The organism is Streptomyces monticola, from assembly GCF_042665355.1.
GTDB lineage: Bacteria > Actinomycetota > Actinomycetes > Streptomycetales > Streptomycetaceae > Streptomyces > Streptomyces monticola.
On sequence record NZ_JBHTCF010000006.1, the window covers coordinates 109254 to 124855 of the forward strand.

Sequence of the window (15602 nt, forward strand, 5' to 3'; positions counted from 1 at the left end):
ACCAGGTACGTTCGAATACGTGGCTGGATTCAGGATCGGACGCGGCCGGGACAACCGCTCACAGGGACCGCGTCCGCAACAACAACCGCAGCAGCAGCCGTACGCCGGGCAGGCCCCGCCGTACGGCGGCCCGCCCGCGCCCCCGTACCCCCAGCAGCAGTGGCCCCCGGCGGGCGGCCCGCAGGGAGGCGGGGCACACGGCGGTCACGGTGGCGCGCACGGCGAGCCGGAGTACTTCGGCGATCCGTATCAGCAGCAGCACCAGTACCCGCAGCAGGGCGCCCCGCACGACCCGTACGCACCGAACAACAACCCGGGTCACACCCAGGCGTTCTCCATCGGCGAGGACCCGTACAGCCAGGGCGGCACCTACCGCGCGGGCACCGCACCCGCGCCCGTCGGCCCCCGCCTGCACTGGAAGGAGCTGCTGCGCGGCATCGTCCTGCGCCCCGGCCCGACCTTCCTGCAGATGCGGGACCACGCGATGTGGGCCCCGGCGCTCATCGTCACCTTCATCTACGGCCTGCTCGCGGTCTTCGGCTTCGACGGCGCCCGCGAGGACGCGATCAACGCCACCCTCGCGACCAGCATCCCGATCGTCCTGACCACGGGCGTGGCCATCGTGATCAGCGCCCTGGTGCTCGGCGCGGTCACCCACACCCTGGCCCGCCAGCTGGGCGGCGACGGCGCGTGGCAGCCCACGGTCGGCCTCTCCATGCTGATCATGTCGCTGACGGACGCCCCGCGTCTGGTCTTCGCCATGTTCCTCGGCGGCGACGCCCCGCTGGTCCAGATCCTCGGCTGGGCGACCTGGCTGGCGGCGGGCGCCCTGCTCACCACGATGGTGAGCAAGTCCCACGACCTGCCGTGGCCGAAGGCCCTCGGCGCCTCGGCGATCCAGCTGATCGCACTGCTGTCGATCATCAAGCTGGGCACGTTCTGAGCCGCTGAGACGAACGAACGGCAAAGGGCCCCGCCGTGAGGCGGGGCCCTTTGTACACCGGGGGTGGGGCTCAGGCGTCGAGAACCTGCCCCGCACGCCGCACGACGGGCGGCTCCACGCTCCAGGGGAAGTTGATCCACTCGTCGGTGCGCTTCCACACGTACTCGCACTTCACGAGCGAATGCGACTTCTCGTAAATGACGGCGGACCGGACTTCGGCGACGGCGTCGAGGCAGAAGTCATGAACAAGCTTCAGCGTCTTACCGGTATCGGCGACGTCATCCGCGATCAGCACCTTCTTGTTCGAGAAGTCGATCGCGTTGGGCACGGGAGCCAGCATGACGGGCATTTCAAGGGTGGTGCCGACGCCCGTATAGAACTCCACATTCACCAGGTGAATGTTCTTGCAGTCGAGCGCGTACGCCAGACCACCGGCGACGAACACCCCGCCACGGGCGATGCTGAGCACGACGTCGGGCTCGTACCCGTCGTCGGCGACCGCCTGCGCCAGCTCGCGAACGGCCCGGCCGAACCCCTCGTACGTAAGGTTCTCGCGCACGCCGTCGCTCACCTCGTTGCGCACCTCATTGCTCACGCCGCTCATCACACCCGCGTCCGATGGAAGTTGAGAAAGGACCGCGAGGCAGTCGGCCCCCGCTGCCCCTGATAACGCGAGCCGTACCGCTCGCTCCCATAAGGGAATTCAGCCGGCGAGCTGAGCCGGAACATACACAGCTGCCCGATCTTCATGCCCGGCCACAGCTTGATCGGCAGCGTCGCGAGATTCGACAGTTCGAGCGTCACATGCCCCGAGAATCCGGGGTCGATGAATCCGGCGGTGGAATGCGTGACCAGCCCGAGCCGCCCGAGGGAACTCTTGCCTTCAAGCCTGCTCGCGAGGTCGTCGGGCAGGCTGATGACCTCGTAGGTCGACGCGAGCACGAACTCGCCGGGGTGCAGGATGAAGGGCTCATCCCCCTCCGGCTCGACCATCCGCGTCAGATCCACCTGTTCAACGGCCGGATCGATATGCGGATAGCGATGGTTCTCGAACACCCGGAAGTAGCGGTCCAGCCGCACGTCGATGCTCGAGGGCTGCACCATGGTTTCGTCGTACGGGTCGATCCGCACCCGCCCGGCATCGATCTCGGCCCGGATGTCCTTGTCTGAGAGAAGCACGCCCCGAGGATACGCAGAGCGCGCGGGCCCGCCCCAATCGGACGTCGCCCACGCGCTCTGACGAACCGTGCTCGTTACCGCTTGGCCGACTGATTCACCGGCACGGCATGCCGTAGCCGAGCGCAGCGCGGACAGCGGATGAGCCGTCCAGGCCCGATCCGCTCGGAACCGAGCTGCTGCATCGGAAACGAAGCGGTGCTGAACACGTGCCCTTCGGCACATCGGACGACGGTGCGCTCCATCAAGTCCTCGAGTCCCTTCCCCACACCAGTGAGTGTCGCTGGTCGCTGAGTCGCTGACGACGAAAGCTCACATTACGGGATGAAAGGGACGCCGCTCCAGGCGGCACTCCGCACACCAACGGTACGCCCCAACTCCCGCACCCCGCAGCCGCTTCCACCCCGCGAACACCACAAAGGCCCCACGGTGAGAAGCCTGCGCATACACCGGGAGCCTGGGATGAGGTATCGTGTCCGAACGATGCGACAGGTCACGGCCGCGCATCATGCGGGTGTAGTTTAATGGTAGAACATGAGCTTCCCAAGCTCAGAGCGCGGGTTCGATTCCCGTCACCCGCTCCAGCAGAAAGCCCCAGGCCAAGCGCCCGGGGCTTCTTCGTTGTCCGGCCTCGCCCGGGCCGAGCCGCCCTTATGAATCCGCTCCGAGGTCAGCTCTCATGGCGTCTCGAAGGCTCTTGACGGACTTGATCAGGCGGGTGAATTCGGTGTCCAACTCGCTGTCTGTGACTTGCTCTTGGAGCCTGTCCCGCACGTCTCGCAGCTTTCTCAGCGCGTCGTCGGAACGCTTGACGACCTGCTCCGGTGCCGTGATCGACATCTGGTAGCGGAGTTCGTAAGCGCCGCCCTCCCGGTACAGCTCTCCGGCCTGATGGGCACGCTCGTCCGGGGTGAAGTTCCGTGCCTTGACGAGGTCCTTGAGCTGGTTCCTGGTCCTGGTGAGCGCCGCCAGGTACTCGCCGTACAGCTCGCGTTTGAGGTCCTCCCGACGTGCCGCGCGATCTCGTTTCCACCGCACACGGTCGGCCATCAGCGTGGAGCCGACTCCGACCACCGCGCCCAGTCCCGTGCCTATCAGCGTCCCGATATCCACAGCCGCACACTAGGTCGGCTCGTTCAGGAGCACCAGCACTAACCAGGCCCTCGGCCTCCGGCGGGCGGCGGGCGGCTTGGGCCAGTCGGAGCAGGTGAGGTGCGGGGTGGGGAGGGTGGGTTTGTGCTGGGTGAGTGGGGGGGCGTTCAGGGCGGTAGGTCGGTAAGGGGGCAGCAGTGTTGGAGCCAGCCATATGTCGTGGATGTGTCTTCGGCTTTCGCTTGTCGTCGCCGTGGTCTTCGGGGTGTTCGGTGTCAGTGGTGCGGGGGCTGTGGCCGATACTCCCGCCGGGCCGTGTGCGCTCGCTCCTGGCAGTGTGCGGGAGAGCTCTGAAGGGGTGCCCACGCCGGGGGTGTTCCGTAAGGCTGCCGGTGTGGTGAAGGCGTACACCGTTTTCGTCGACTTTCCCGACGTTCCCGCCGAAGGCACCCCGCAGGAGCGGTACCGCGAGTTCTTCCCGGCCGTGCCCGACTACTTCGCGAAGAGCTCGTACGGCAAGCTGCGGTACGAGTCGACGCCGCGGTTCCGGTGGATTCGGATGGCCAAGCCTCTGGCTGCGTATGGGATCGACCGTGGGGTCTCGTTCCGGCCGGGGTATTCGGCCGTCTCTGCCGAGGTGGACGCGGCTGTCGGTGACGGCGTGGATCTCTCCTCGTACGACCTTCTCAACGTTCTCTTCACTCCCAACGCCGGGCCGCCCGCCACCGAGAAGGTGCTCTCCGTGACCTTCGGCGGGACGAGTTTCATCTGGAGCCGGCAGACCGGTGACAGTGCCTGGCGGGTCCTCGCGCACGAGAACGCGCATGCCTTCGGCCTTCCCGATCTGTACGGCTTCCAGGGGTACCCCCCGCATCCCGTCGGCCACTGGGATCCCATGGACGAGGACTGGGGGCCCACCAATGACTTCATGGCCTGGCACAAGTGGAAGCTCGGCTGGCTCGACCGTGAGCAGGTGGGGTGTGTGTCCGGGCCGGGGGTACGGGAGTTCACGCTCACGCCGGTGTCCGACGCCGGTGGCCTCAAGCTCGTTTCCGTGCGGCTGAACGACCGGTGGGCCATCAACATCGAGGTCCGTACGAAGAGTGAGCTCGATCCCGCCGTCTGCCGGCCCGGCGTGCTCGTGTCCACCGTGGGCGTGGGCGTCAAGTCCGGTGCCGGGCCCGTGCGCGTCTTCGACGCCCGGCCGGGCAGCGGCGGGTGCGAGCTGGCGGACGACGTCGCCACCGAGCTGAGCGACGCGACCTATCTGCCGGGACAGACCTTTACCGGTCCGGGGCGTTCTGTTGCCGTGCAGGTGCTTGGTGTGGACGGCTCGGGGGGCCATCAGGGCCATCAGGGTTATCGGGTGCGGGTTGCCTTGGGGCGTCAGGCGGTGGGTGGGCTGCCGCCTGCGGCGCGGTAGTCACGGGCGCAGTCGCAGCCTGCAGATCGTCGCGTCCGTGGATGTGCGTACCGCGTGTGCCACCACCGCGCCGCGCTGGTTCTGGAGTGCGCGCTGCCAGAGGCGGGCGGGCTCCACCTCCGGGATGAGGACCGTGACGCGGGTGCCGGGTTCCGCGGCGGCGAGGTCTCGTACGTACGCCGCTATGGGGCGGCCCAGCGTGCGGCGGTCGCAGGGCAGACGGATCAGGTCGACGCCGGGGTTCCACAGGGACCAGTCGCGCTCCAGGGCCTCCGTCGCCGCGCGGTCCTCCGGGTCGGTGTGGCAGACGGTGACCGCGCGGACCTCGTCGCCGAGGGAGACCGCGACGGTCAGGGCCTCGCTCGTGAGCCGGGAGAGGGAAGAGACCGGGACGACCACCAGCGAGCGGTCGCGGTGCGGGCCTTCGGGGATACGGCCGAGGCCGAGGCGGTCCCCGATCTTCGCGTAGGCACGGTGGACGGTCTCGAACGCGGCCACCAGGACGGGCAGCGCCACCACGATCAGCCAGGCCCCGTCGTGGAACTTCGTGGCCGTGACGACGATCGCCGAGACACCGGTGAGCAGCCCGCCCAGACCGTTCAGGGCGCACTTCGCGCGCCAGCGCGGGCCGCGTTCGGCGTGCCAGTGCCGGACCATGCCGGCCTGGGCGATCGTGAAGCCGACGAAGACCCCGATCGCGAACAGCGGGACCAGGGTGTTGGTGTCGCCGCCGGAGAACAGGAGCAGCACGGCGGATACGGCGGCCAGTGCGAGGACGCCGTGGCGGTGCACCTGCCGGTCGGCCTTCAGGGCGAAGACATGCGGCAGGTAGTTGTCCCGGGCGAGCAGCTTGAGCAGTACCGGCAGACCGCCGAAGGAGGTGTTCGCGGAGAGGGCGAGCAGCGTCATCGTCGCGAACTGGACGACGTAGAAAGCCCAGTTGTGGCCCAGGGAGGCGTCGGCGAGCTGGGCGAGGACCGTGACGCCCTCGACCGGCCGCAGGCCGAAGCGGGAGATCAGAGCGGCGAGGCCGATCAGCATCACACCGAGGAGCACGCCGAGGGCCACCTCCGCGTGCTGCGCGCGGCGGGCGCGCGGGGCCCGGAAGGACGGCACGGCGTTGGCGATGGCCTCGACTCCGGTGAGCGCGGAGCAGCCGGACGCGAAGGCCTTCAGGAGAAGCAGGGCGCCGACCGTGGTGGCGTTGTCGGCGAGTACGGAGGCATGTCCCGCGGCGGCTTCCGTGGAGAGGGGTGCGGTGCGGAAGAGACCGGTCACGATCAGCGTCAGGACCGCTGCGACGAAGACGGCGGTCGGCACGATGAAGGCCCTCGCCGAGTCGGCTATGCCGCGCAGGTTCAGGGCCGTCACGAGGGCGAGTACGGCCAGGCAGAGCCACAGCCGGTCGTCGTGGAGGCCGGGGAAGGCAGAGGTGAGGGCGGCGACGCCAGCGGTGGTGGCGACGGCCGCGTTCAGGACGTAGTCGAGCACGAGGGACGCCGCGGCGAACAGGCTGGTGCGGCGGCCGAGATGGGTCCTGGCCACCGCGTAGGAGCCGCCGCCGTCCGGGAAGGCGGCGATGACCTGGCGGTACGACGCGACGAGCACCGCGAGCAGGGCGGCGATGGCGAGCGTGACGGGGAGCGTGAAGCCGAGCCCGTGGCCGCCCGCGGTGGCGAGGACGAGCACGATCGCCTCGGGTCCGTAGGCCACCGAGGCCATCGCGTCCAGGGAGAGGGCCGCGAGGCCTGTGACCGCGGTGAGACGGTGACGGTCACCGGGGGCTTCGCGGGTGCCGGGGGCCGCCTCGCGGGTGCCGGGGGCCTCGCGAGTGCCGGTGACGGCTTCGGCGCCAGTGGCGGTGACGGTGGCGTCGTGGTCCGGGGGATCCTCGTCGGCGGTCGCGACGTCGGGCTCTGCGGTCGGTACGGACATGCCGAGTGCTCCTTACTGGTCAGGTGCGCTCAGGTTCTGTCCGGTTGCCGCCTTCGGTGTGCGGTCCTTGCGCGTTCTTCGCGCCTGAAGGGCCTGATCTGACGGGACGTTGACGGTGGCGGTGGCGGTGGGGCGGGGCGGGGCGGCCCGCCACGCCACCAGGCTCAGTCCAGGATTCCCAGCTGGTAGAAGAGCTCGTACCGCTTCGGGTCGTCGGGCAGGAACCAGTTGAAGCCCTCTTCGCAGAAGACCGCCACCAGGTTCACGGCGATCACGGCGCCGATGAACCAGAGCACCGCCCGGCCGGCCATCCAGTAGGCCCCGCTCGTCGGGATCGTCCGGTCGGCCGTCAGGTGCGCGAAGGTCAGGACGATGCCGATGGCCACCACCGAGGCCATGAAGAGGATCCAGGCCCAGACGTACATGTGCAGGCCGAGCACCGGGGCCCCGTAGCCCTTGTCGCCCGGCAGGATGTGCAGCATCGTCTGCCGCCAGGCCGTGAAGCCACCGCCGATGCAGGCGACCAGGGCCAGGCCCCAGCCCATCATGTAGTCGCGCCCCGAGACCGTGCCGGTCATGCCCCTGCGGACGATGGTGGCGGCGCCGAGCGCGGCGAGCAGCATGAACATCCGCTGGACCATGCAGAGCGGGCAGGGATAGTCCCAGCTGAGGAACTGCACGCCGAGGCCCGCGCAGACGATGCCGGTCCAGCCGACGGCGAAGAAGCAGGCGAACCAGTACTGGACCCGGCCCAGGAACTCGGCGCGGCCGGGCTCCGCGAGGGGTGTGGTCATGGAGGCCATGTCAGTAGCTCAGCCCCAGCTTGAGGCTGCTGGTGATGTGGTGCTGGAGCAGGAGGATCGTGGCGAGCAGCACGATCCACCAGGCGCCGAGCACGACGGCCCTGGACCGCTGCTGGTACAGGGCGATCAGTGTGGCCAGAAGGCCGCCGAAGATGAGCGTGTCCATGCCCGCGGACGCTAGGAGCGGGGCGGGACCCGGCGGGGGAGCCGGGCCGGGACGCGCCCACAAGTCCACGGGATGGGACCAATCCGGCCACCCCCTGCCGTGTGTCAGCCGTCCTGGTTCTGGGCCGGCTGTGCCGTGTTGAGGCGGCTGCAGCGCACCGTCCACGGCTGGCTCTCGCCCTCCTCGTGCATCCGTACGTCGACCTCGGGCGGCGGTACGTCGCCGGGAAGTTCGGCGCTCGCGGCGGTGCAGGCGAGCTGGCTGACCGCCGTCCAGTCGAGGCCGCCCTCGGCGATCCGGTAGGGGACGTACAAGTCGACCGCGCCCTTCGCGCCACTGGCCTTCAACTGGCCGTGCATGGGCGGCACTTGACTGATGAGACCGCGTTCGCGCTCCGCCTCCGTGGGCCCTTCGACGAGCAGGTCGAGGGCCTGCTGCGGCCCGTACGCGGAGTCCGTGGGCCGGGACACCATCTGGTTGCCGTACGGCCCGACGAAGAAGAGGCGCGCGTGCTGCGCCACGGTGCCGGGCGACTGCAGACCACTGGCCGGGGCGCCGACGGCCGTCGGTGCGGTGCTGTCGATACCGCCGCAGCCGGTGAGCGCGAGCAGCGGCGCCATGACGAGGGCGAACGGGACGCATCCGCGCTTCACCGGGTCACCTTCTTCTGATCGGCCTTCTGGTGGTCGCCCTTCTTGTGCTCGCCCTTCTTGTGCTCGCCCTTCTTGTGCTCGCCCTTCTGCTGGTCGGCCTTCTGGTCGCCCTTCTGCTGGTCGGCCGGGAGCGTCACCGTGAACACCGCGCCGCCGTCGGGGGCGTTCGCGGCGGTCAGGGTGCCGTGGTGCAGCAGGACGTTCTCGCGGGCGATGGCCAGGCCGAGGCCGCTGCCCTCGGAGCGGGTGCGGGCGGAGTCGCCCTTGTAGAAGCGGTCGAAGACATGCGGCAGGACGTCGGGCGGGATGCCGGGCCCGTGGTCGCGCACCCGCAGCGTCACGCGGGTGGCGCAGACGCGGGCGGTCACCTGCACGGGGGCGCCGCCGTGCCGCAGCGCGTTGCCGATCAGGTTGGCGAGGACCACGTCGAGGCGGCGGGGGTCGAGGCGGGCGCGCATGTCACGGGGCAGGTCGACGGCCACCAGGTCGGTCCAGGCACGGAGTTGGAGGGTCTTGCGGACGGCGGTGGCGAGGTCGACCTCGTCGAGGTGGAGCGCGGCCGCGCCCGCGTCGAAGCGGGAGATCTCCATCAAGTCCTCGACCATGCGGGCCAGTTTGCGGGTCTCGTCACTGATGAGCCGGACCGCGTCGGCGGTGTCCGGGTCGAGGCCCGTGGCCTCCGCGCCGTCGTCGAGCACCTCGGTGACCGCGGTCATCGCGGCCAGCGGGGTACGCAGCTCGTGCGAGACATCGGAGGCGAACCGCCGGGCGTTCGCCTCCATGCGGCGCAGCTCGGCGTCGTCCCGCTGCAGGGTCGCGGCCATGTCGTTGAACGTCCTGGTCAGATCGGCCAGTTCATCGCGCCCGGTGACCGGGAGCCGGGTGTCCAGGTCTCCCTCGGTGATCTTCTCAGCGGCGGTACGCAGCCGCCGCACCGGACGCAGCAGACTGCCGGCCGCGATCAGCGCGGGCACCAGGGCCAGTGCGAGGGCCGGCACGGCACCGGCCTGCGCGGCGGCGATCAGGGCGGAGATATCGGCCTTCTGGCCGCTGAGCGAGAACGCGGCGTAGACGGTGAGCCCCGACAGGCCCTCTTGCCCGCCTGACGCGACCCCCGCGCCCGGCTTGGCCTCCCCATCCGACTTGGCCTCCGCACCCGACTCGGCACCCTCGCCCGACTCGGCACCCTTGCCGCTCTTCCCTCCGCCGCCGCCTCCGTCTCCACCTCCGTCTCCACCTCCGTCTCCACCTCCGTCTCCACCTCCGTCTCCGTACGCGACGGGCATGGCGATGCCGAGCCAGGGCTCGCCGCCGTGCTCGAAGCGCTGCTCGACGGCCTCCTGGTGGGCGGCGGCCGCGGCCCGCAGCCCGTCGGGCACCCCGCTGTCCCCGGCCCTGACCAGCGCCCCGCCCCCCGCGCCCTTCGGGTCCCGGCCGCGGTACTCCGCCGAGACCCGCCAGTCGCGCGAGCCGCCCGCACGGTCCAACTGACGTACCAGAGCGTCCAGATCACCTTGCCCCGGCGGGGCCGGGAGGCCGGGCGCGAGCGAGTCGACCTGGGAGCGCAGATCGCGTACGGCGGTGTCCTGGGCGCGGTCCAGGATCGCGGCGCGCGCCTCCCGGAATGTGAGCGTCGCCGTGAGCAGCGCGCTGAGCGCCGAGACGACCAGGAAGGCGACGACGAGACGGGTACGAAGACCGCCCTGCGGCAGCCGGAACCAGGACGGGCGCCGAAGCCAGGACGGGCGACGGAGCCGGGCAGGCCGCCGCCTCCGCCGGGACGGGCGCCGTGATCCCGCCGGCCCGCTCACAGCGGTCCGAAGCGGTAGCCGAAGCCGCGCACCGTCTGGACGTACACCGGCCGCCGCGGATCGTCCTCGACCTTTCCGCGCAGCCGCATCACGCACGCGTCGACCAGGCGGGCATCGCCGTAATAGCTGTGCTCCCAGACCTGTTCGAGCAGCTGCTGGCGGCTGAAGACCTGGCCGGGTGCGGCGGCGAGGAAGAGCAGCAGTTTGAGTTCGGAGGGGGCGAGGACGAGTTCGGAGCCGCCCTTGAAGACCTGCAGGGCCGAGCGGTCGAGGGTCAGGCTGCCGTGCTTCTCCAGCCGCTCCAGGGGTTCGGCCGCGGCCGCGCTCTCCTCGCCGGGGCCGGGGCCGGGTTCCTGGGGCGGTACGACGCGGCGAAGGACCGCGCGCATCCGTGCTTCGAGCACCTCTCCGCCGGCCGGTTTGACCACGTAGTCGTCGGCGCCCGCCTCCAGGCCCACCACCATGTCGATGTCGTCGCCGCGCGCGGAGAGGATGATCAGGGGCAGCTGCCGGGTCTCCCTGATCCGGCGGCAGACCTCGAGGCCGCTCATCCCGGGCAGCATCAGGTCGAGGAGCACGAGGTCCGGCCGGAATGTGTCGAGGGCCCGCAGGCCGTCCTCGCCGCTGGCCGCCGTCTCGACCTCGTGGCCGCGGCGGCGCAGGGCCAGGGTGACGCCCTTCCTTACGGCGGGGTCGTCCTCGATCAGCAGCACGCGTGTCATGGACGACCATGATGCGTGGCCCAGATGACCCCTTCTTCCCTGTTCTGTGATGAATCGATGACAGTCACCTGATCTGCCGCACTTTCTTAGGTTCCTGTGCTTGCCTCGGCCGTATGACCGAGCCAGAGACCGAAACCGAGACCGAGATCGAAACAGAGACCAAACCAGGGGCCGAGACCCAGACCCAGACCCAGAAATCCCGCTCCGGCAAACAGCAGCGGATCCATCTCGCCGGTGTCACCGTGGCGGCGTCGGCCCTGCTGCTCGCCGCCTTCGCCCTGCTCTTCGTCCAGCCGGGCGAGCATGACCACACCGATCACCGGGCGCCCATGCTGACGCAGGTGTCCGTCACCAAGGACTGAGCCGTCCCAGCGGCCGGGGCCCCGGCGTCCGGGCCTCACCGGCCGGACGGGTGCGCCTCGCGCCAGGCCGCCATCGAGCGGTTCCACTCCTCACCCGAGAGCGCGGTCAGGGAGGCGGGGAAGAGACCGTCCTCCTCCTTGGCGATGTGCTGGTGCAGCTCGTCGATGGCGTCGAGCAGGGTCCGTACGTCCGCCGGATCCTCCAGGTCGAGGGCCGGCAGCAGCGCGGCGAGCTCGCGGTGCTCGGTGACCAGGTCCGCGATGTACGGCGCGTACTCGGGGTCCTCCTTCATCACCGCGAACAGGCCGTTCTCCTCACCGCGCCAGTGCGCGTCCAGCTCCCCCGCCATGACCGTGACGAGCTCACGGGCGCGGGCGACATCGCCCCGTTCCAGGGCGCGCGCGGCATCGCCCGCGGCGTCGGTGACCCGCTCGTGCTCGGCGATGAACTCTTTGATCAGCGGGATCTCACGGCAACCGCAGTAGTGGCACATAACTGCCTTTTCTACGCGGAGGGGGCGTCGGCTTCTATGCCCACAGGGCCTCGGCGAGTGCGACTCCCACGAACGCCGCACCGAGCCCGGCCACCACGCTCGCGACCGCGTTCATCGCGGCGAGGAAACGGGCTCCCGATTCCGCGAGCCGCAGTGTCTCGTACGAGAACGTGGAGTACGTACTGAGCGCTCCGCACAGGCCCGTGCCGAGCAGCAGCTGCAGCTGTGAGGAGGCCGCGCCCGCCGCGACCGCGCCGGTGAGCAGGCCGAGGACCAGACAGCCGGTGACGTTGGCCGTGAACGTGCCCCAGGGGAAGACCGAGTCGTGGCGGCTCTGCACGGCCCGGTCGGTGAGGTAGCGCAGGGGCGCGCCGACGGCAGCGCCGCACAGCACGAGCAGCCAGTTCACCCGTCGCCCTCCCGGTCCCGGCCGACGTAGCGGATGACCTCGCAGTCGTCGAGGATCACCATGCCCTCGGCGACGAGTTCGTCGAGCTGCGGCAGGAAGGCGCGTACGCGTTCCTCCGTGTCGACGATCACGACGGCCACCGGCAGGTCCTCACTGAGGGAGAGCAGCCGGTGGGTGTGGACGAGCGAGGAGGCGCCGAAGCCCTCGATGCCCTTGAAGACACTGGCGCCCGCGAGGCCCGCCCGGTGGGCGCGGTGGACGATCTCGCTGTAGAGGGGCTTGCGCTGCCAGGTGTCGCTCTCGCCGATGAAGATCGTGACGCGCAGTGCGGTACCGGTGAGCCTCATCATCGTCCATGCCTCCCGGGCGTCAGGCCGAGTACCCGCCGGGTCGCCGTCGCCGCGAGCCACACCGCCGCGAGGGCGGCCAGGAGGGTCAGGGCCAGATAGACGAGGGCGGTGCGGGCCGTGTGCAGATCCGTCAGGTTCTCGATGTCCACGGCGTACGTCGAGAAGGTGGTGAAGCCGCCGAGTACGCCCGTGCCGAGGAACGGGCGGACCAGGCGGTGCACTTGACGCCCCTCCGTGATCACCACCATGAGGACGCCCATGGCGGCGCAGCCGGCGACGTTCACGACGAGCGTCGTCCAGGGGAAGGTGCCGGGAGCGGTGGGCCAGAGCAGCGCGGCACCGTAGCGGGCGGCGGCGCCGAGCATGCCGCCGAGCGCGACGGCGGCCACGGTCGGGCCCTGGCCGCGCAGCAGCGCGGGGCGGCGGCGCAGCAGCGCGGGGCGGCGGCGCAGCAGTGCGGGCGCCGCTCGCGGGCCCGCTCCCCTGGCCTGTCGCACTCCCATGAACAGCAAGGTTAGTTCTGTACGGTGAGCGCCGCCCGCGAGCCCTCCGTCCTCGACCGCGCCGCCCGCACCGCCCGTAGCGGCAGGAAGAGCAGCAGCCCGAAGGGCGAGAGCAGAATCGTCAGGACCAGGAGCGGGCCCATCACCAGCGGGTGGATACCGAGCCGCCGGGCCTCGCGGTACATCCACTGGCCGAGCAGCAGGTCCCAGGCGATGACCTGCGCCCAGATCGCCCCCGCCCCGTCGGCAAGGGCGGTCAGCTCGCGGAAGCCGTCGAGGCCGGGGCTGCGGACCGCCGCCCACAGTTCGGGGAAGACGGGCAGGGCCAGGGCGAGATACACGACGAGCACGGGCACGACCGTCAGCGGTGAGGCGGCGATCCTCGCGGTGAGCCGCCACCCGGGCGCGAGGATCAGCAGCAGCCAGACCGGTGCGGCGAGCCAGAAGGACAGCTCGAAGAGAAACCCGCTCATGCGACCGGCTCCCATTCCTCGTCGACTTCTCCGTCACCTTCCTTGTCGACTTCCTTGTCGACTTCCTTGTCGACTTCCTTGTCGACTTCCTCGTCATCTTCCTGGTCGACTCCTTGGTCGACTCCTTGGTCGACTTCCTGGTCGACTTCCTTATGGGCTGCGTGCGTTGTGCGGAGCGCGGCCCAGGCGGCCGCGGCGGTGGCCACAGCGATCAGGCCCGCCAACGCGAGGGTCGCCCCGTCCGGGCGCAGCAGCGGCTGTCCGCGCAGCGCCTGCCAGAGGAGGAGGGCGAAGACGCCCGCGTACGCCGCAGCCGCGATCCGTACGAGACGCAGCCGCACCCGCGGCGCGCGCAGCCGGGACAGCCGGGGCGCGAGCGCCAGGAGCGCCATGACGACCAGGGGGAGCAGCTGCAGTGCGTGCATGCCGAAGAAGTGCGGGATCCGCAGATCGCCGCCGGTCGTCGCCCAGCCGGTCAGCGGCATCGAAGGGCCGCCGTCCGGCACGCCCACGCTGTGGGCGCCCACCACACCGGACTCCCCGCTCTCCTGCCCCGGCGCGGGCCGCACCATGAGGAAGCCGACGGCCGCGCCCGTGAGGGCGAGCGTGATGCCGGAGCGCATCGCCGATGCGGCGGCGCGGTCGAGGTTCCGGGTCCGCAGCAGCAGTACGGCGATGGTGAGCGTGGCCAGCCAGAGGACCACGACGGCATCGGCCATGACACCGAACAGCGCGTCGTCGAGGGGCGTTTGGTGGTTGAAGTGGCTGCGCCTGCCGCGCACCACCTGGCCCACGATGATCACCATCTCGACGACGCTCGCCGCCGCCACGAAGGTCCCCGCCCACCAGCCCACGCGCCGGGCCCGGCCCGACGGCAGGAAGGACACCATCCAGGCGAGCGAGAGGCCGTACGCCAGGAACGAGACCGCGAACTTGAAGGGCTTGAACCAGATCGGCGAGCCCACGAGGCCACGGTCGTCGACCAGCAGGCCGCCGGCGCAGATGACGGCGAGGACCGCCATGGTCAGGGAGAACAGGAGCAGGGGACGGTGCCAGTCCTGCCAGGGGCGCCCCCTCCGGGTCCACGCCCGCGCATCGCCCTGTGAGTTCGGCGGGTTCAGCGAGTTCGGCGGGTTCGGCGAGTTCCGCGAGTTCCGCGAGTTCCGCGAGTTCCGCGAGTTCCGCGAGTTCCGCGAGTTCCGCGAGTTCGGCGAGTCCTGTGGCCGTGCCGCTTTCCGTGCCCGTACCGGAGAAGACATAGCTGTCCCCCGCTCTCCTAGTCATGGTGACAGAAACAGATAGCGGCACTATCCGCTATCCGATAGCGGCACTATCTATGATGGGGAGCGCCCTGGCAAGGGCGAACCGCGAATCAGGGAGTGAACAGGCCGTGCGCGTTGGCGAGTTGAGCCGCAGGACCGGGGTGCCGGTGCCGACGATCAAGTACTACGTCCGCGAGGGCCTGCTGCCGCCCGGCGAACTCACGAGCCCCAACCAGGCCAGCTACACGGACACCCACGAGCGCAGGCTGCGGCTGATCCGCGCTCTGCTCGACGTCGGCGGCCTGAAGGTGGCCGCCATCGCGGAGGTGCTGCGCGCCGTCGACGATCCCGGGCGGCCGGTGCACAAGGTGCTCGGGGCGGCCACCGAGCGGCTGGGCGCGCGGCACGCGGAGCACGACGACCAGGAGGCGGCCGAGGCCGGGGCAGCCGTCGGGGAGCTGATCGAGCGGCGCGGCTGGCGCACCGACAAGTCCAGCCCCGCCGCCGCCGATCTGGCCCGCGCCCTCGCCGCGATGGGCCGGCTCGGGCACGGTGCGTTCCGGGAGGTTCTCGACGACTACGCCGAGGCCGCGGAGCGCGTGGCCCGCGCGGACCTCGGCTATGTGGACCGGAAAGTCGCGGTGGAGGACCTGGTCGAGACGACGGTCATCGGAACGGTGCTGGGGGAGGCGGTGTTCAACGCGATGCGGAGGCTTGCGCATGTGGACGCCTCGGCCCGGCTGTTCGGGACCCGGCCCGAGGCCAGTGATTGAGGCGCCGCCCCCCTGTCCAGCGATGTCCCCGGTGGCGCCCCGGACAGGCCGAATCAGAGTCGCCACTCCGGGGCGAGAACCTGCAGGCGGCATACCCACGTCAAGCCAGTGGACACCGCCCCGATGGCGCCCCGGACAGGCCGAATCAGAGTCGCCACTCCGGGGCGAGAACCTGCAGGCGGCATACCCACGTCAAGCCAGTGGACACCGCCCCGATGGCGCCCCGGACAGGCCGAATCAGAGTCGCCACTC

19 protein-coding genes and 1 tRNA gene are annotated in these 15602 nt (G+C 70.4%); 5 read left to right on the plus strand and 15 right to left on the minus strand.

Annotation, left to right across the window (positions count from 1 at the left end):
• Positions 1 to 19: 19 nt before the first annotated feature.
• Positions 20 to 943 (plus strand): Yip1 family protein, encoded by a 924-nt coding sequence (locus ACFQVC_RS16410; RefSeq protein WP_381831168.1) that lies wholly within the window; start codon positions 20 to 22, stop codon positions 941 to 943.
• A gap of 70 nt (positions 944 to 1013) precedes the next feature.
• On the opposite strand, the gene ACFQVC_RS16415 is transcribed toward ACFQVC_RS16410, so the two are convergent.
• Both ACFQVC_RS16415 and dcd read right to left on the minus strand, forming a co-directional pair.
• The gene (locus ACFQVC_RS16415; protein WP_381831461.1) at positions 1014 to 1514 is read right to left on the minus strand and encodes a phosphoribosyltransferase; all 501 of its coding nucleotides are present in this window, start codon (positions 1512 to 1514) and stop codon (positions 1014 to 1016) included.
• Between the two features lie 32 nt (positions 1515 to 1546).
• Positions 1547 to 2122 (minus strand): dCTP deaminase, encoded by a 576-nt coding sequence (dcd, locus tag ACFQVC_RS16420; protein WP_381831169.1) that lies wholly within the window; start codon positions 2120 to 2122, stop codon positions 1547 to 1549.
• Positions 2123 to 2629: 507 nt separating this feature from the next.
• Here dcd and ACFQVC_RS16425 point away from each other — a divergent pair.
• Positions 2630 to 2703, plus strand: a tRNA-Gly gene (locus ACFQVC_RS16425).
• Between the two features lie 67 nt (positions 2704 to 2770).
• On the opposite strand, the gene ACFQVC_RS16430 is transcribed toward ACFQVC_RS16425, so the two are convergent.
• Positions 2771 to 3232: a hypothetical protein gene (locus ACFQVC_RS16430; RefSeq protein ID WP_381831170.1), complete on the minus strand. Its 462-nt coding sequence runs from the start codon at positions 3230 to 3232 to the stop codon at positions 2771 to 2773.
• A gap of 352 nt (positions 3233 to 3584) precedes the next feature.
• Here ACFQVC_RS16430 and ACFQVC_RS16435 point away from each other — a divergent pair, with 352 nt between their 5' ends.
• Positions 3585 to 4634, plus strand: coding sequence for a M6 family metalloprotease domain-containing protein (locus tag ACFQVC_RS16435; RefSeq protein WP_381831171.1), 1050 nt, complete (start codon positions 3585 to 3587; stop codon positions 4632 to 4634).
• Here ACFQVC_RS16435 and ACFQVC_RS16440 read toward each other — a convergent pair whose 3' ends face one another.
• The 6 genes from ACFQVC_RS16440 to ACFQVC_RS16465 all read right to left on the minus strand — a co-directional run bounded on the left by ACFQVC_RS16440 (position 4635) and on the right by ACFQVC_RS16465 (position 10724).
• Positions 4635 to 6569, minus strand: coding sequence for an APC family permease (locus tag ACFQVC_RS16440; protein ID WP_381831172.1), 1935 nt, complete (start codon positions 6567 to 6569; stop codon positions 4635 to 4637).
• A 164-nt stretch (positions 6570 to 6733) separates the two neighbouring features.
• Positions 6734 to 7363, minus strand: coding sequence for a disulfide bond formation protein B (locus tag ACFQVC_RS16445; protein ID WP_381831173.1), 630 nt, complete (start codon positions 7361 to 7363; stop codon positions 6734 to 6736).
• A gap of 10 nt (positions 7364 to 7373) precedes the next feature.
• Positions 7374 to 7538 (minus strand): DUF5993 family protein, encoded by a 165-nt coding sequence (locus ACFQVC_RS16450; RefSeq protein ID WP_381831174.1) that lies wholly within the window; start codon positions 7536 to 7538, stop codon positions 7374 to 7376.
• 104 nt (positions 7539 to 7642) lie between these two features.
• The gene (locus ACFQVC_RS16455; RefSeq protein ID WP_381831175.1) at positions 7643 to 8191 is read right to left on the minus strand and encodes a hypothetical protein; all 549 of its coding nucleotides are present in this window, start codon (positions 8189 to 8191) and stop codon (positions 7643 to 7645) included.
• Positions 8188 to 10002, minus strand: a complete 1815-nt coding sequence (locus tag ACFQVC_RS16460) for a sensor histidine kinase (protein WP_381831176.1) — start codon at positions 10000 to 10002, stop codon at positions 8188 to 8190. The genes ACFQVC_RS16455 and ACFQVC_RS16460 overlap by 4 nt, the downstream gene beginning before the upstream one ends.
• Positions 9999 to 10724, minus strand: a complete 726-nt coding sequence (locus ACFQVC_RS16465) for a response regulator (RefSeq protein WP_381831177.1) — start codon at positions 10722 to 10724, stop codon at positions 9999 to 10001. Before ACFQVC_RS16465 ends, ACFQVC_RS16460 begins: the two co-directional genes overlap by 4 nt.
• A gap of 113 nt (positions 10725 to 10837) precedes the next feature.
• Here ACFQVC_RS16465 and ACFQVC_RS16470 point away from each other — a divergent pair, with 113 nt between their 5' ends.
• Positions 10838 to 11086 (plus strand): hypothetical protein, encoded by a 249-nt coding sequence (locus ACFQVC_RS16470; protein WP_381831178.1) that lies wholly within the window; start codon positions 10838 to 10840, stop codon positions 11084 to 11086.
• Positions 11087 to 11121: 35 nt separating this feature from the next.
• On the opposite strand, the gene ACFQVC_RS16475 is transcribed toward ACFQVC_RS16470, so the two are convergent.
• Genes ACFQVC_RS16475 through ACFQVC_RS16500 form a run of 6 tightly spaced genes read right to left on the minus strand, consistent with a single transcriptional unit; the run spans position 11122 to position 14337 of the window.
• Positions 11122 to 11580, minus strand: coding sequence for a hemerythrin domain-containing protein (locus ACFQVC_RS16475; RefSeq protein WP_381831179.1), 459 nt, complete (start codon positions 11578 to 11580; stop codon positions 11122 to 11124).
• A 34-nt stretch (positions 11581 to 11614) separates the two neighbouring features.
• A complete protein-coding gene (gene crcB, locus ACFQVC_RS16480; RefSeq protein ID WP_381831180.1) occupies positions 11615 to 11989 on the minus strand; it encodes a fluoride efflux transporter CrcB in 375 nt (124 codons plus the stop codon).
• A complete protein-coding gene (locus ACFQVC_RS16485) occupies positions 11986 to 12339 on the minus strand; it encodes a DUF190 domain-containing protein (RefSeq protein ID WP_381831181.1) in 354 nt (117 codons plus the stop codon). Before ACFQVC_RS16485 ends, crcB begins: the two co-directional genes overlap by 4 nt.
• Positions 12336 to 12842, minus strand: a complete 507-nt coding sequence (locus ACFQVC_RS16490) for a fluoride efflux transporter FluC (RefSeq protein ID WP_381831182.1) — start codon at positions 12840 to 12842, stop codon at positions 12336 to 12338. Before ACFQVC_RS16490 ends, ACFQVC_RS16485 begins: the two co-directional genes overlap by 4 nt.
• Before the next feature lie 11 nt (positions 12843 to 12853).
• On the minus strand, positions 12854 to 13315 hold the full coding sequence (locus ACFQVC_RS16495; RefSeq protein ID WP_381831183.1) for an ABA4-like family protein: 462 nt from the start codon (positions 13313 to 13315) through the stop codon (positions 12854 to 12856).
• Complete coding sequence (locus ACFQVC_RS16500; RefSeq protein ID WP_381831184.1) at positions 13312 to 14337, minus strand: hypothetical protein; 1026 nt, start codon at positions 14335 to 14337, stop codon at positions 13312 to 13314. The genes ACFQVC_RS16495 and ACFQVC_RS16500 overlap by 4 nt, the downstream gene beginning before the upstream one ends.
• Positions 14338 to 14705: 368 nt before the next feature.
• Here ACFQVC_RS16500 and ACFQVC_RS16505 point away from each other — a divergent pair, with 368 nt between their 5' ends.
• Positions 14706 to 15350, plus strand: a complete 645-nt coding sequence (locus ACFQVC_RS16505) for a MerR family transcriptional regulator (protein ID WP_381831185.1) — start codon at positions 14706 to 14708, stop codon at positions 15348 to 15350.
• The last annotated feature ends 252 nt before the right edge of the window (positions 15351 to 15602 follow it).